Annotated in this window: 15 protein-coding genes; 7 read left to right on the plus strand and 8 right to left on the minus strand. The window is 61.4% G+C overall.

The window, feature by feature from the left end; translation table 11 throughout:
• The first annotated feature begins 93 nt into the window (after positions 1-93).
• The gene (locus tag IB241_RS19875) at positions 94-522 is read left to right on the plus strand and encodes a hypothetical protein (RefSeq protein WP_192299912.1); all 429 of its coding nucleotides are present in this window, start codon (positions 94-96) and stop codon (positions 520-522) included.
• A gap of 57 nt (positions 523-579) precedes the next feature.
• Here IB241_RS19875 and fba read toward each other — a convergent pair whose 3' ends face one another.
• From fba to tkt, 6 genes are all read right to left on the minus strand, one after another.
• Entirely contained in the window at positions 580-1644 is a 1065-nt protein-coding gene (gene fba, locus IB241_RS19880) for a class II fructose-bisphosphate aldolase (protein WP_192299913.1), read from the minus strand.
• A 264-nt stretch (positions 1645-1908) separates the two neighbouring features.
• Positions 1909-2241 carry an MliC family protein gene (locus IB241_RS19885; protein ID WP_192299914.1) on the minus strand — a complete coding sequence of 111 codons (333 nt, stop codon included), beginning with the start codon at positions 2239-2241 and terminating at the stop codon, positions 1909-1911.
• A gap of 47 nt (positions 2242-2288) precedes the next feature.
• Positions 2289-2516 carry a hypothetical protein gene (locus tag IB241_RS19890; RefSeq protein WP_192299915.1) on the minus strand — a complete coding sequence of 76 codons (228 nt, stop codon included), beginning with the start codon at positions 2514-2516 and terminating at the stop codon, positions 2289-2291.
• Positions 2517-2545: 29 nt separating this feature from the next.
• Positions 2546-3709 carry a phosphoglycerate kinase gene (locus IB241_RS19895; protein WP_192299916.1) on the minus strand — a complete coding sequence of 388 codons (1164 nt, stop codon included), beginning with the start codon at positions 3707-3709 and terminating at the stop codon, positions 2546-2548.
• 17 nt (positions 3710-3726) lie between these two features.
• Entirely contained in the window at positions 3727-4782 is a 1056-nt protein-coding gene (epd, locus tag IB241_RS19900) for an erythrose-4-phosphate dehydrogenase (RefSeq protein WP_192299917.1), read from the minus strand.
• Positions 4783-4923: 141 nt separating this feature from the next.
• Positions 4924-6921 (minus strand): transketolase, encoded by a 1998-nt coding sequence (gene tkt, locus IB241_RS19905; protein ID WP_192299918.1) that lies wholly within the window; start codon positions 6919-6921, stop codon positions 4924-4926.
• Between the two features lie 259 nt (positions 6922-7180).
• Here tkt and IB241_RS19910 point away from each other — a divergent pair, with 259 nt between their 5' ends.
• From IB241_RS19910 to IB241_RS19930, 5 genes are all read left to right on the plus strand, one after another.
• Entirely contained in the window at positions 7181-8176 is a 996-nt protein-coding gene (locus IB241_RS19910; protein WP_192299919.1) for an ArsR/SmtB family transcription factor, read from the plus strand.
• 19 nt (positions 8177-8195) lie between these two features.
• Positions 8196-9386 (plus strand): methionine adenosyltransferase, encoded by a 1191-nt coding sequence (gene metK / locus IB241_RS19915; protein WP_192299920.1) that lies wholly within the window; start codon positions 8196-8198, stop codon positions 9384-9386.
• 218 nt (positions 9387-9604) lie between these two features.
• Positions 9605-9955 carry a hypothetical protein gene (locus IB241_RS19920; protein WP_192299921.1) on the plus strand — a complete coding sequence of 117 codons (351 nt, stop codon included), beginning with the start codon at positions 9605-9607 and terminating at the stop codon, positions 9953-9955.
• A 95-nt stretch (positions 9956-10050) separates the two neighbouring features.
• Positions 10051-11715, plus strand: coding sequence for an NAD-dependent DNA ligase LigB (gene ligB / locus IB241_RS19925; protein WP_192299922.1), 1665 nt, complete (start codon positions 10051-10053; stop codon positions 11713-11715).
• 38 nt (positions 11716-11753) lie between these two features.
• Complete coding sequence (locus tag IB241_RS19930; protein WP_192299923.1) at positions 11754-12149, plus strand: DUF1090 domain-containing protein; 396 nt, start codon at positions 11754-11756, stop codon at positions 12147-12149.
• Between the two features lie 6 nt (positions 12150-12155).
• Here IB241_RS19930 and IB241_RS19935 read toward each other — a convergent pair whose 3' ends face one another.
• Positions 12156-12605, minus strand: a complete 450-nt coding sequence (locus tag IB241_RS19935; RefSeq protein ID WP_192299924.1) for a c-type cytochrome — start codon at positions 12603-12605, stop codon at positions 12156-12158.
• Between the two features lie 130 nt (positions 12606-12735).
• Here IB241_RS19935 and IB241_RS19940 point away from each other — a divergent pair, with 130 nt between their 5' ends.
• Positions 12736-13920 carry a murein transglycosylase A gene (locus IB241_RS19940; RefSeq protein WP_192299925.1) on the plus strand — a complete coding sequence of 395 codons (1185 nt, stop codon included), beginning with the start codon at positions 12736-12738 and terminating at the stop codon, positions 13918-13920.
• A 127-nt stretch (positions 13921-14047) separates the two neighbouring features.
• Here IB241_RS19940 and IB241_RS19945 read toward each other — a convergent pair whose 3' ends face one another.
• Positions 14048-14434: an MAPEG family protein gene (locus IB241_RS19945; RefSeq protein WP_192299926.1), complete on the minus strand. Its 387-nt coding sequence runs from the start codon at positions 14432-14434 to the stop codon at positions 14048-14050.

Consider the following 14434-nt stretch of genomic DNA (forward strand, 5'->3'; position numbering starts at 1 on the left):
CACGGCACCGCACTCAGATCACAACGTCGGACGCAGTTGAGTGACTGAGCCAGAGATTGTCCTGCCGATAGCCACGTTACCCCGGAGTAGTTGATGCCCAGCTTAATTTCTATTGCTCAAGCTCCTGTCTCCGGATTTTCATCGGGCAACCAACCCAAGATATATAACGCGGTGCCACCGGGGGGGTTTTCAACCGGCCCTCAGACTTTGCCGGTAGTCAGTATCAACATCAGGTACCTCGTCCTCTATCACCTGCTCGACGTAGACACCCGGATCAATGACACGGTGACCTATTATTTGTACCCGGTTCCCTCTGCCGGTTTCCCGAGGGTGACTGTTATCACCACGCTGCTGACCGCTGCCCGCTTGCAGGCATTCATTACCAACAAGCAAGAGCACTACGAGGCGGAGGCACCATTCAAATTCAATTCACCTGGCACCTACGACATTTATTTCGAACAGACCAATGCATCCGGAACTTACACCGTTATCTCGCAGAATCTACGGTTTACCGTTATTTGAACCAGCAGGCACAAAAAAGCCCGCATCGCTGCGGGCTTCTTTTTAAACGCTTGGGGCTTAGTTGACCTTGGCGTTCAACTCACCTTTCAAATACCGCTGGTACATCGCTTCCAACGAGATCGGCTTGATCTTCGAAGCATTACCGGCAGTACCAAACGCTTCATAACGCGCGATACACACATCACGCATCGCAGTCACAGTGGCGCCGAAGAACTTACGCGGGTCGAATTCGCTCGGGTTGGTAGCCATCAGGCGACGCATCGCACCCGTGGACGCCAGGCGCAGGTCGGTGTCGATGTTGACCTTGCGCACGCCGTGCTTGATACCTTCGACGATTTCTTCAACCGGTACGCCGTAGGTTTCTTTGATGTCGCCGCCGTACTGGTTGATGATCGCCAGCCATTCTTGCGGCACCGAGGAAGAACCGTGCATCACCAGGTGGGTGTTGGGGATGCGCTTGTGGATTTCCTTGATGCGGTCGATGGCCAGCACGTCGCCGGTAGGTGGCTTGGTGAACTTGTAGGCGCCGTGGCTGGTGCCGATGGCGATGGCCAGGGCGTCGACCTGGGTCTTCTTGACGAAGTCAGCGGCTTCTTCCGGGTCGGTCAGCATCTGGCTGTGATCCAGCACGCCTTCGGCGCCGATGCCGTCTTCTTCGCCGGCCATGCCGGTTTCCAGGGACCCCAGGCAGCCCAACTCGCCTTCAACCGACACGCCGCAGGCGTGGGCCATGGCGACGGTTTGTTGGGTAACGCGTACGTTGTACTCGTAGTCGGTCGGGGTCTTGCCGTCTTCGCCGAGGGAGCCGTCCATCATCACCGAGCTGAAGCCCAGTTGGATGGAGCGCTGGCACACGTCAGGGCTGGTGCCGTGGTCCTGGTGCATGCACACCGGGATGTGCGGGAATTCTTCGATCGCGGCAAGGATCAGGTGACGCAGGAACGGCGCGCCAGCGTATTTGCGGGCACCGGCCGAAGCCTGGACGATCACTGGGGAGTCGGTCTTGTCAGCGGCTTCCATGATGGCGCGCATCTGCTCAAGGTTGTTGACGTTAAAGGCTGGGACGCCGTAGCCGTATTCGGCTGCGTGGTCCAGCATTTGACGCATGCTGATAAGTGCCATTGTGTTGTCTCTCCCGGTCGAGGGTCGTTAATCGTGCAAGCCTGCCGTAGCGGCGACTGCTATTCAAGTTATTGCCGGTCAGGTTTGCTTGCCTGGCCTGCTGAATCGTTATTGCTGATTGGATTTAACCAATCTGAAGTTGAAACGGGGTCAATGTGGGAGCTGGCTTGCCTGCGATGGCGGTGTACCAGATGCCGAATTCGCTAACTGACCCACCGCTTTCGCGGGCAAGCCCGCTCCCACATTTGAACTCTATTGATCCAACTATTGAGCTTTGCAGCCACGGCCGATCAAATCGTCGGTGGCGACCCAGTAAACCAGGCCTTCCTCACCTTTTGTGTGAAACGCCAATTGGTCGTTGGCGTACAGCGCACCCGAGGCGGCGACGTCTTGCTTGAGGCGGTAGACCTGGTCAGAACCGCCGAGGCGTACGTCCACCTCACTGCGGGCTGCATTGGCAAAGCGCCAGTTGACCTCGGCCTTGCTGTCGCAGGTCCAGGTGGTCCACTTGTCGGCAGGCTCTGCCTTGTTGAACATGTTCATGCTGCTGCAGCCGGCCAACAGGGCCAGGGCTGCCAGGGCGAAAACGCCTTTCATTGCCAATCCTCGTGAGGCGACCAACGGCCGCCAATTGATCAGACCCGTCAAGGACAACCCTGTTCCTGACCGTTGGGCGCAGCGTCGTATTTCTCCAGCCGTTCATTGCCGATACGCTTGTTGATCACCGGCATGGTCTCGGCTTGCCAGTCAGCCTGGTAGCAGCTTTTTTTCGGCTGTGCCCCAGGCGTTCCGGCCTCGGACGCCGCGTTCGGCGTGCTGCCGCAGCCGGCCAACAGGCCCGCTGCGATCACCAATGCCAACGTCTTGATCATGGGAATGCTCCTTTTCCGGATCACGCGCCTTAGCCTTTGGCCCGTGTTTCCAGCACTTCAACCGCCGGCAGGACCTTGCCTTCGACGAACTCGAGGAACGCGCCACCCCCGGTAGAAATGTAGGAGATCTGATCAGCAACGCCATATTTATCGATGGCCGCCAGGGTGTCGCCACCGCCGGCAATCGAGAATGCCGAGCTCTCAGCGATGGCCTTGGCCAGCACCTTGGTGCCGTTGCCGAACTGGTCGAACTCGAATACGCCGACCGGGCCGTTCCACAGGATGGTCTGGGAGGCTTTCAGCAGTTCGGCAAAGTTGGCCGCGGTTTGCGGACCAATGTCCAGGATCATGTCGTCGGCAGCCACGTCTGCGATCAGCTTGACGGTGGCTTCGGCGCTCTCGGCGAATTCCTTGGCGACGACCACGTCTACCGGCAATGGCACGCTGACTTTAGCGGCGATGGCGCGGGCGGTGTCGAGCAGGTCCGGCTCGTACAGCGACTTGCCCACCGGGTGGCCGGCGGCGGCCAGGAAGGTGTTGGCGATACCGCCGCCAACGATCAGCTGGTTGCAGATCTGGCTCAGGCTGTTGAGCACGTCCAGCTTGGTGGAGACTTTGGAACCGGCAACAATGGCCGCCATCGGTTGCGCCGGCGCGCCCAGGGCCTTGCCCAGTGCGTCCAGTTCAGCGGCCAGCAAAGGGCCCGCAGCGGCGACTTTGGCGAACTTGGCCACGCCGTGGGTCGAACCTTCGGCACGGTGAGCGGTGCCGAATGCATCCATCACGAACACGTCGCACAGCGCTGCGTATTGCTGGGCCAGTTCGTCGCTGTTCTTTTTCTCGCCCTTGTTGAAGCGCACGTTTTCGAACAGCACGATGTCGCCGGCTTTAACGTCGACGCCAGCCAGGTAGTCAGCCACCAGCGGCACCTCGCGGCCCAGGGCCTTGCTCAGGTAATCGGCTACAGGCTTGAGGCTGTTTTCGGCGGAGAACTCACCTTCGGTCGGACGACCCAGGTGGGAGCAGACCATCACGGCCGCACCTTTTTCCAGGGCCAGCTTGATGGTCGGCAGCGAGGCCAGGATTCGCGCATCGCTGGTGACAACACCGTCCTTGACTGGGACGTTGAGGTCTTCGCGGATCAGTACGCGCTTACCTTGCAGATCGAGGTCGGTCATCTTCAACACGGTCATGGGTCGCAGTTCCTGAATTACTGTTGAGGTTGTTTGGAGGCGATGTGCAGATAGTGTCCTGCAACATCCAGCATGCGGTTGGCAAACCCCCATTCGTTGTCGAACCAGGCCAGGATGTTCACCAGCCTCGGGCCGGAAACGCGGGTCTGGCTGGCATCGACAATCGCCGAATGCGGGTCATGGTTGAAATCACAACTGGCGTGGGGCAACTCGGTGTAGGCCAAAAGGCCTTTGAGCGGGCCGCTGGTGGCGGCGTCGCGCAGGATCCGGTTGACCTCCGTCGCATCGGTGTCGCTCACGGTCTGCATGGTGATGTCCAGGCAAGACACGTTCACCGTCGGCACCCGTACGGCTTTGGCCTGGATTCGCCCGGCAAGTTCCGGCAGCAGTCGTTCGATGCCGCGCGCCAGGCCCGTGGACACCGGAATCACCGATTGGAACGCCGAACGCGTACGACGCAGGTCTTCATGGTGGTAGGCGTCGATCACCGGCTGGTCGTTCATCGCCGAGTGAATCGTGGTGATCGACACGTAGTCCACACCAATCGCCTGATCCAGCAGGCGCAACAGCGGCACGCTGCAGTTGGTGGTGCAGGAGGCGTTGGACACCAACAGCTCCGCGCCGGTCAGGCAATCCTGGTTGATGCCGTAGACGATGGTGGCGTCGACATCCGCCTCGCTGGCCATCGGCTGGGAAAACAGCACACGCGGCGCGCCGGCGTCGAGGAAACGCTGGCCATCGGCACGGGTGTGATAGACACCGGAACACTCCAGCACCAGGTCGACGCCCAGTGCTTTCCAGTCGATGCCTTCGGGGGTGGCACTGCGCAGGACCTGCACGCAGTTGCCATTAATATGCAGACAATCGCCCTCGACCCGCACTTCGCCTGGGAAACGGCCGTGGGTGGAGTCAAAGCGTGTCAGGTATTCGACGCTGGCCATGTCGGCCAGATCGTTGATCGCAACAATTTCAAACCCGGCAGCCGCCCCTCGCTCGAACAGAGCACGCAAGACGCAACGACCAATGCGGCCGTAGCCGTTGAGTGCAACTTTGTAGGGACGCGGTTGAGGCATGGGGTTCTCGATTACCTTGGGTAAAGGGGTGACTGTCAGACCGCTTTCGCGAGCAAGCCCGCTCCCACATTTAGACCGCGATCTAATGTGGGAGCGGGCTTGCTCGCGAAGGCGTCGGTACAGCCACCCCAATTTACAGCCTTAGTCTTCCAGCAGCTCTTCAGCCTGACCCAGGATGTTGTCCAGGGTGAAACCGAACTCTTCGAACAACGCTGGCGCCGGCGCCGACTCACCGTAGGTGGTCATGCCGATCACACGGCCTTCCAGGCCCACGTACTTGTACCAGTAGTCGGCGTGAGCCGCTTCGATGGCGATACGCGCGCTGACCTGCAACGGCAGGACCGATTGCTTGTAGCTGGCGTCCTGGGCATCGAACACGCTGGTGCACGGGATCGAAACCACACGCACCTTGCGGCCTTGCTCAGTCAGCTTGTCGTAAGCCTGAACGGTCAGGCCCACTTCGGAACCCGTGGAGATCAGGATCAGCTCCGGCTCGCCAGCACAGTCCTTGAGCACATAACCGCCACGGGCGATGTCGGCGATCTGCGCGTCGGTACGCACTTGGTGTTGCAGGTTCTGACGCGAGAAGATCAGCGCCGAAGGGCCGTCCTTGCGCTCGATGGCGTGCTTCCAGGCCACGGCGGATTCCACCGCGTCGGCTGGACGCCAGGTGTCCAGGTTCGGCGTGGTACGCAAGCTGGTCAGCTGCTCGACCGGCTGGTGCGTCGGGCCGTCTTCGCCCAGACCGATGGAGTCGTGGGTGTAAACGTGGATCACGCGCTTCTTCATCAGCGCAGCCATACGCACAGCGTTGCGTGCGTATTCCATGAACATCAGGAAGGTCGCGCCGTAAGGCACCAGACCGCCGTGCAGGGACACGCCGTTCATGATGGCGCTCATGCCGAACTCACGTACGCCGTAGTACATGTAGTTGCCGCTGGCGTCTTCCGCCGTCACGCCCTTGCAGCCTTTCCACAGGGTCAGGTTGGAACCGGCCAGGTCGGCCGAACCGCCGAGGATCTCCGGCAGCAGCGGGCCAAAGGCGTTCAGGGTGTTCTGGCTGGCTTTACGGCTGGCGATGGTCTCGCCCTTGGCCGCGACTTCGGCGATGTAGGCCGAGGCTTTTTCCGAGAAGTCGGCAGGCAGGTCACCGGCCAGACGACGTACCAGCTCGTTGGCAAGCTCCGGGAACTCGGCGGAGTAGGCCGCGAAACGCTGGTCCCACTCGGCTTCGGTCGCCAGGCCTTTTTCCTTGGCATCCCATTCGGCGTAGATGTCGGCCGGGATTTCGAACGGGCCGTGGTTCCACTTCAGCGCAGCACGGGTCAGGGCGATTTCCGCGTCACCCAGTGGGGCGCCGTGGCAGTCTTCTTTACCTTGCTTGTTCGGCGAACCGAAGCCGATGGTGGTCTTGCAGCAGATCAGGGTCGGCTGTGCGCTCTTGCGAGCGGTGTCGATGGCGGTCTTGATCTCTTCCGGATCGTGGCCGTCGACGTTGCGGATCACCTGCCAGTTGTAGGCTTCGAAACGCTTCGGGGTGTCATCGGTGAACCAGCCTTCGACTTCGCCGTCGATGGAGATGCCGTTGTCATCGTAGAAGGCGATCAGCTTGCCCAGGCCCAGGGTGCCGGCCAGGGATGCGACTTCGTGGGAAATGCCTTCCATCATGCAGCCATCACCCAGGAACACGTAGGTGTGGTGGTCGACGATGTCGTGGCCAGGGCGGTTGAATTGTGCGCCCAGGACTTTTTCAGCCAGCGCGAAGCCAACGGCGTTGGCCAGGCCTTGGCCCAGGGGACCGGTGGTGGTCTCGACGCCTGGGGTGTAGCCGAATTCCGGGTGACCCGGGGTGCGGCTGTGCAGCTGGCGGAAGCTCTTGAGGTCATCGATGGTGACGTCGTAGCCGGTCAGGTGCAGCAGCGAGTAAATCAGCATCGAGCCGTGGCCGTTGGACAGCACAAAGCGGTCACGGTCGGCGAACGATGGATTGCTCGGGTTGTGTTTCAGGTAGTCACGCCAAAGTACCTCGGCGATATCCGCCATGCCCATCGGGGCACCGGGATGGCCGCTGTTGGCTTTTTGCACGGCATCCATGCTGAGGGCACGAATGGCGTTGGCACGCTCACGACGGCTGGGCATCGCTGATCTCCTGGGGTTTGAATAAAAAGAAACGGAAAAAAGGACCGGCATTTTCCCTCAGCCACCGCCTGCGGGCAATGACAGATAGTCACTTGAGCGGTTTTTCCTGCCCTTTGTGCGCCAATCCCTTGCAGAAATCGGCCACCCGTTCGTCTAAAGGCTGGAGTGCTTGCTTATGACCGCCACTTATCGATCAATATCAAAACTTTTTGATATTGACCTTGCGATGCCTTGCACCCGTCACTAGACTGCTGGCCTTATGAATCTACCCGTGCCCTCCCTGCGTCCCGATGACGGCGATGAACTGGCAGCCTTGTGCAAGGCCGCCGGCGATCCGTTGCGTTTGAACGTACTGCGCGCACTGGCCAACGACTCGTTTGGCGTATTGGAACTGGCGCAGATCTTCGCCATCGGTCAATCCGGCATGAGCCACCACCTGAAGGTGCTGGCCCAGGCCGAACTGGTGGCCACCCGCCGCGAAGGCAACGCGATCTTCTACCGTCGCGCCCTGCCCCACACCGACCTGCTCGGTGGCAAGCTGCACGCCGCCCTGCTTGAAGAAGTCGATGGCCTGAACCTGCCGGGCGACGTGCAAGCGCGCATCGCCCAGGTCCACGGGCAGCGTGCTGCGGCCAGCCAGGACTTTTTCTCACGGGTGGCCGAGAAGTTTCGCGCCCAACAGGACCTGATTGCCGGTCTGCCCCAATACCGCGAAAGCGTACTGGCGCTACTGGACAAGCTGAGCTTCAGTGATGAAGCCAGCGCGCTGGAGGTCGGCCCTGGGGATGGTGGTTTCCTGCCAGACCTGGCATGCCGTTTCAAGCACGTCAGTGCGCTGGACAACAGCCCGGCGATGCTCGAACTGGCGCGCCAGCTCTGCGAGCGCGAGGCTTTGGGCAACGTTACGCTGCAACTGGCTGACGCGCTCAATGGCACAACCCTGCAGGCCGACTGCGTGGTGCTGAACATGGTCTTGCACCATTTCGCCGCCCCCGCCGACGCCCTCAAGCAAATGGCCGGGCTCCTGCACCCCGGCGGTAGCCTGTTGGTTACGGATTTATGCAGCCACAACCAGAATTGGGCCAAGGAGGCCTGCGGTGATCTCTGGTTGGGTTTTGAACAGGACGATCTGGCCCGTTGGGCCACCGCTGCGGGACTCGTTCCCGGGGAAAGCCTCTATGTAGGTTTACGTAATGGTTTCCAGATCCAGGTCCGCCATTTTCAGCGACCGGCTGGCGACACTCACCATCGGTAAATATCAGGAAAACATCGAGATGAGCGAATACTCCCTTTTCACCTCCGAGTCCGTGTCTGAAGGGCATCCGGACAAAATCGCCGACCAGATTTCTGACGCGGTGCTGGACGCCATCATTGCTGAAGACAAGCACGCCCGTGTGGCCTGCGAGACTCTGGTGAAAACCGGTGTAGCGATCATCGCTGGCGAAGTGACTACCACGGCCTGGGTTGACCTGGAGCAGATCGTCCGTGATGTGATCACCGACATCGGCTACAACAGCTCCGACGTCGGCTTCGACGGCGCGACCTGCGGCGTGATGAACATCATCGGCAAGCAATCCCCCGACATCAACCAGGGTGTCGACCGCGCCAAGCCTGAAGATCAGGGCGCCGGCGACCAGGGCCTGATGTTCGGCTATGCCAGCAACGAAACCGACGTGCTGATGCCAGCCCCGATCACCTTCTCGCACCAACTGGTGCAGCGTCAGGCTGAAGCGCGCAAGTCCGGCCTGCTGCCATGGCTGCGTCCGGACGCCAAGTCCCAGGTGACCTGCCGTTACGAAGGCGGCAAAGTCGTCGGTATCGACGCTGTCGTACTGTCGACCCAGCACAACCCGGACGTGTCCTACGCCGACCTGCGCGAAGGCGTGATGGAGCTGATCGTCAAGCATGTGCTGCCAGCCGAACTGCTGAGCAAAGACACCCAGTTCCACATCAACCCGACTGGCCAGTTCATCATCGGTGGCCCAGTGGGCGACTGCGGCCTGACCGGCCGCAAGATCATCGTCGACAGCTACGGCGGCATGGCCCGTCACGGCGGCGGCGCGTTCTCCGGCAAAGACCCATCCAAGGTTGACCGTTCGGCGGCCTATGCTGGTCGTTACGTGGCCAAGAACATCGTCGCGGCCGGCCTGGCCGAGCGTTGCGAGATTCAGGTTTCCTACGCTATCGGTGTGGCCCAGCCTACGTCGATCTCGCTGAATACCTTCGGTACCGGCAAGATCAGCGATGACAAGATCGTCAAGCTGGTGCGTGAGGTCTTCGACCTGCGTCCGTACGCCATCACCACCATGCTCGACCTGCTGCACCCGATGTACCAGGAAACCGCAGCCTACGGCCACTTCGGCCGCACCCCTGCACAGAAGACGGTTGGCGACGACACCTTCACCACGTTTACCTGGGAAAAAACCGACCGCGCCAACGACCTGCGCGTCGCTGCCGGCCTGTAATCGCCCGCAGTACCCAAAGCCCTGCCGGGTTCGCCCGGCGGGGCTTTTTATTGCCGGATGATTCGCGGTGATGTTCACATTTTTTGGATCCAAACCTTGCAGGCCAAATAATGGCCCACTAGAATCCGCGCCCTCTCGGGCCTTCACCTTATTTGGATATTGCCTTGCGCCAGCCCGGGATTCATCCGCGCGCGAGCAATCGAACATTGAGGTTTTTCATGCGCATCTCCACGCTCGCCCCTGCTGCCCTTCTGCTCAGCCTGTTCGCCCTGCCTGCTCACGCCGGCACCGACTTGAGCGCACTGAGCGGCGCCCTGAGTTCCCAACTGGGCGGCAACTCCGGCGACTGCCAGCAACACGCCAAAGACCTGCAAACCAAGATCGATGCCGCCGAAGCCAAGAACGACACGCTGTCCGTGAAGGCCTTCAAAGCAGCGCAGGACCAAGTCAACAAAGGTTGTGACAAACTCGCCGAAACCCAGGCCAAGGCCGACGCCAAGCAGCAAACGACCGAAGCCAAGGCCGACAAGAACGACGCCGTGAAAGCACTGGGCGGCCTGTTCAAGTAAGCAGAAACACCCCGTAAAAAGCCCCGCACCGTCGGGGCTTTTTTGTGGGCGTGTGGATCATTTAGGCTGGGTTCCCCTTCCGAGCAAGGATGCTCATGATGCGTTCAGTGATGGCTCTTTTACTCAGCATGTGCGCTTTTTGGGCGTGGGCCGAGGATTGCCCCGATGACGCCCGGACACAGATCAACAGCCTGTCCGCGCAGATCCGCCAGTGGGACGACAGTTACCACCGGCTCGGGCAGTCCCCCATCAGCGACGAGCTTTACGACCAGGCCCGCCAGCGCCTGGCCCGCTGGCGCGAGTGCGCGCCCCAACCCACGGCGCCGGCAGACAACCCCCTGGCCAGTTCCCGGGGCACCCACCCCCACCCTGTCGCCCATACCGGCCTGGAAAAACTCCTGGATGAACACGCTGTCGAGGCCTGGCTGAGCAGCCGCCAGGATGTCTGGATTCAGCCCAAGATCGATGGCGTGGCTGTGACCCTGGTGTATCGCAAGGGCCGCCTGAGCCGGTTGATCAGCCGCGGCGACGGTCTCCAGGGCCAGGACTGGTCAGCCGCCGCACGCAGGATTCCCGGCATTGTCCAGCACCTGCCGGAGCCCATCGACCTGGTCCTGCAAGGTGAACTCTATTGGCGCCTCACCGACCATGTGCAATCGGTACACGGCGGGCTCAATGCCCGCAGCAAGGTGGCCGGGCTGATGAACCGCCAACAGCTGAGCGACGCCGACGCCGCCGGTATCGGCCTGTTTGTCTGGGCCTGGCCCGACGGCCCGGCCTCATTCAGCGAACGCCTGAATACCCTCGCACACCTGGGTTTCACCGACAGCCAGCGCTACAGCCAGCCGGTCCGGAGCATCAGCGAAGCCGCGCACTGGCGCACTTATTGGTACACCCACCCGTTGCCCTTCGCCAGCGATGGGGTGGTACTGCACCAGGCATTGCGCGCACCGGCCGAGCGCTGGAAAGTCAGCGCGCCTTACTGGGTGGTCGCGTGGAAGTACCCGGTCACCAAGGCCCTGGCACTGGTGCGCAAGGTGCAGTTCAAGATCGGCCGCACCGGGCGCATCACGCCGATCCTGGAACTGGAACCGGTGCGCCTGGATGACCGGCAGATCAGTCGCGTCAGCGCCGGCTCATTGAAACGCTGGCAAGCGCTGGACATACGCCCCGGCGATCAGGTGTCCATCAGCCTCGCCGGCCAGGTGATCCCGCGGTTGGACGAGGTGATTTTGCGCAACACCGAGCGTGTCGAGGTGCACGCCCCCGACGCCGGCGCCTTTCACGCCCTCAGTTGCTGGCAACTGGACCCCGGTTGCGAAGAGCAATTGCTCGCCCGCCTCACCTGGCTCAGCAGTAGTCAGGGCCTGGCGCTGCCCCATGTGGGCCGCGAGACGTGGAACGTATTGATCCAGGCCGGTCTAATCGCAGGCTTTCTCGATTGGTTGACCCTGGATGCGGCAGAGCTTGCTAACATTGACGGCCTCGGTGATCGCAGTCGCGCGCGAGTGCTCGACAGCCTGCGCAGCGCGCGACAACGGCCCTTTGCACAATGGCTCAAAGCCCTCGGCGTACCGCCTACGGCACGCAACAACCTGGAAGGCGGCTGGCACACCCTGGCTGCCAAAGACACCCAAGCCTGGCTGGCAACCGACGGCATCGGCCCCGGTCGCGCGGCGCAATTGAGCGCCTTTTTTCGCGACCCGCAGGTGCTGGCCATGGCTGAAACATTACGCGCGGCCGGGATCGACGGGTTTTGAACCCGCCCGGCCATCAGATTGCGACCTTGGAGCTCCACATGAAATTTCTCGCACCGTTTGCCCTGCTGACCGTCGCAAGCTTCATGGCCACGCCGTTGCTGGCCGCCGAAGACGCCCCGCAACTCACCGGCTGCGCCGCCAAGCGCCAGGCCATCAGCGCCCAGATCGAACAAGCCAAGGCCCACGGCAACAGCGCCCAGCAAGCCGGCCTGGAAAAAGCCCTGAGCGAAGTCACCGCCAATTGCACCGACGCGTCCTTGAAAAAGGAACGGGAAAACAAGGTGCTCGACGCCAAGCACGAAGTCAGCCGCCGTCAGGCCGACCTCGACAAGGCCATGAAAAAAGGCGACGCGGACAAGATCAACAAGCGTAAGGACAAGCTTGCCGAGTCGCGTAAAGAGCTGCAGGACGCTGTGGAAGAGCTCGACCAGTAAAATCGCTTAGTGGTCGCGGAACTGCTTATGGCACGCGCTGCAGGCATCTTCGACTTTCTGCACCGCAGGCCCCAGGTTGCTGGCCTTGTAAGGCTGCACCTGGCTGGCGGTCACCAATTCACCGGTGGCCGTTTCAAGGTTGCGGGCCAGTTCCTGGAATTGCGCCTGTTTCTGCCAGACATCATCTTTGGCGCTGCTATGGTCTTCTTCGCGCACGCTCGGAAAGTGCTTCCATGGCTCATGGGACAACGCGTCCAGCTTGACCGCACCTTCAGCGAATTTGGCGCCGTCGAACGGGATGCGCCCACGCAGCATGCCACCCAGGTCTTCGCCGGTCTTGAGCATCTGTTTGAAGATCGCCTTGCGCTGGCCCAAGGGCGAATTCGGATCAACGCCGCCGCAGGCGGACAGTGTCATGCAGGCCAGCAATACAACGGTCAATCGTTTAAAAGTCATGGTGGCTTCAGGGTCACGGGAAACGGCGGCCAGTATCCTCGCCCAGCCCACAAAGACCAATAGCCCTATTAATAATAAGGGTTGCCCAGCAGGCGCTACGGCGCGGGCAATCGCTTCAGGAAATACGTGTATGAATGTCACCCTCAACCCTTGGAGCCGCCGCCTGGCGTGGGCTCTACCGCTGATCGCGCTGCTTGCCGGTTGCGATGCGGGGAAAGAAACAGCCAAAGATGAAACTTCCAAACCCCACGCCGTGGCCACCTATGTGAGCGCCCCCTGGGAAGCCTTGCCGGCGGTATCCGACAGCGACCTGCTGGCCGGTTTTGAATCCTGGCGCAGTGCCTGCCAACGCCTCAAGGCCGACCCGATCTGGGGCGCGACCTGCGCCGCAGCGGCTACGGTGCCGGGCAATGCCGAGGCGGTACGCGGGTTTCTCAAAGAGCGCCTGGATGTCTTCGGCCTGCGTTCGGCCGACAACACGCCTAACGGCCTGATCACCGGCTACTACGAACCGGTCTACCCCGGCAGCCTGACCAAGACCGCCAAAGCCGACGTGCCGGTGTACGGCGTGCCGGATGACCTGATCATCGTCAACCTCGAAAGCATCTACCCCGAACTCAAGGGCAAGCGCCTGCGCGGCCGCCTCGAAGGCCGGGTGCTCAAGCCTTACGACGACGCCAGTGCGATCAATGGCCAGGGCTCCACCGCCAAGCCGATTGCCTGGCTGACCGACCCGATGGACCTGCAATTCCTGCAGATCCAGGGCTCGGGCCGTATCCAACTGGCCGGCGGACGCCAACTGCGCATCGGTTATGGCGACCAGAACGGCTACCCCTACCGCCCTATCGGGCGTTGGCTGGTGGAGCAAGGCGAGTTGAAGAAAGAAGACGTGACCATGGGCACCATCAGTGCCTGGGCCAAGGCCCACCCGCAGCGCATCCCGGAACTGCTGGCGAGCAACCCCAGCTACGTGTTCTTCAGCGTGCGCCCCGACAGCAACGAAGGCCCGCGCGGTTCGCTGAACGTACCCTTGACTGCCGGCTACAGCGTGGCGGTGGATCGCAAGGTGATTCCGTTGGGCAGTCTGTTGTGGCTGTCCACCACCAAGCCGGATGGCTCGCCCATCGCGCGACCTGTAGCCGCGCAAGACACGGGCGGTGCAATCACCGGCGAAGTGCGTGCGGACTTGTTCTGGGGCACTGGCGCAGCAGCGGGTGAGCTGGCGGGGAATATGAAGCAGCAGGGGCAGATCTGGATGTTGTGGCCTAAAGGCGCAGCATTGCCACAAGTGCCGCAAGTCACTACCGGGAGCTGACAGGCGCTGAAGATCGAAAATGTGGGAGCGGGCTTGCCCGCGAATACGCAGTGTCAGCCAGCAAATTCGCTACTGATACGCCGCATTCGCGGGCAAGCCCGCTCCCACAGGGGATTGTTATCAGGCTTTAGATCGAGATGAAGAAGAAACTCGCAATCAACGCCATGCCCACGAACCACACCAGTGAACGCAACATCGCCCAGTCCGCCAGGTAACAAATGATGTACAGCAGGCGACTGGTGATAAACAACACCGCCAGCACATTGATCGTCACCAACTCAGCCGTGCCGGCCAGGTGCGCGACAATCACCGCCGCCGCAAATGCCGGGGTGACTTCAAAACTGTTGAGCTGCGCGTTGTGCGCACGTTTGGCGACCCCATCAAGCGTTTCCAGGAACGCACGCGGATCATGGTTCTGCCGGGGCCCGAACTTACCGCCGCTGAACTTGGCCACACCCGTGCACAGGTAAGGCAGGAAAATCGCGATCAACACACACCAGAAGGCCACCGTCAT

Source organism: Pseudomonas sp. PDM05, assembly GCF_014851685.1.
Classification (GTDB): Bacteria; Pseudomonadota; Gammaproteobacteria; order Pseudomonadales; family Pseudomonadaceae; genus Aquipseudomonas.

Bases quoted from the DNA above. Each gene is read 5' to 3' on its own strand.
- IB241_RS19945 (WP_192299926.1), bottom strand. From the start codon at position 14,434: ATGACGGTGGCCTTCTGGTGTGTGTTGATCGCGATTTTCCTGCCTTAC.
- IB241_RS19920 (WP_192299921.1), top strand. From the start codon at position 9,605: ATGCGCATCTCCACGCTCGCCCCTGCTGCCCTTCTGCTCAGCCTGTTC.
- fba (WP_192299913.1), bottom strand. From the start codon at position 1,644: ATGGCACTTATCAGCATGCGTCAAATGCTGGACCACGCAGCCGAATAC.
- IB241_RS19890 (WP_192299915.1), bottom strand. From the start codon at position 2,516: ATGATCAAGACGTTGGCATTGGTGATCGCAGCGGGCCTGTTGGCCGGC.
- metK (WP_192299920.1), top strand. From the start codon at position 8,196: ATGAGCGAATACTCCCTTTTCACCTCCGAGTCCGTGTCTGAAGGGCAT.
- IB241_RS19940 (WP_192299925.1), top strand. From the start codon at position 12,736: ATGAATGTCACCCTCAACCCTTGGAGCCGCCGCCTGGCGTGGGCTCTA.
- IB241_RS19895 (WP_192299916.1), bottom strand. From the start codon at position 3,709: ATGACCGTGTTGAAGATGACCGACCTCGATCTGCAAGGTAAGCGCGTA.
- ligB (WP_192299922.1), top strand. From the start codon at position 10,051: ATGATGCGTTCAGTGATGGCTCTTTTACTCAGCATGTGCGCTTTTTGG.
- IB241_RS19885 (WP_192299914.1), bottom strand. From the start codon at position 2,241: ATGAAAGGCGTTTTCGCCCTGGCAGCCCTGGCCCTGTTGGCCGGCTGC.
- tkt (WP_192299918.1), bottom strand. From the start codon at position 6,921: ATGCCCAGCCGTCGTGAGCGTGCCAACGCCATTCGTGCCCTCAGCATG.
- IB241_RS19930 (WP_192299923.1), top strand. From the start codon at position 11,754: ATGAAATTTCTCGCACCGTTTGCCCTGCTGACCGTCGCAAGCTTCATG.
- IB241_RS19875 (WP_192299912.1), top strand. From the start codon at position 94: ATGCCCAGCTTAATTTCTATTGCTCAAGCTCCTGTCTCCGGATTTTCA.
- IB241_RS19935 (WP_192299924.1), bottom strand. From the start codon at position 12,605: ATGACTTTTAAACGATTGACCGTTGTATTGCTGGCCTGCATGACACTG.
- IB241_RS19910 (WP_192299919.1), top strand. From the start codon at position 7,181: ATGAATCTACCCGTGCCCTCCCTGCGTCCCGATGACGGCGATGAACTG.
- epd (WP_192299917.1), bottom strand. From the start codon at position 4,782: ATGCCTCAACCGCGTCCCTACAAAGTTGCACTCAACGGCTACGGCCGC.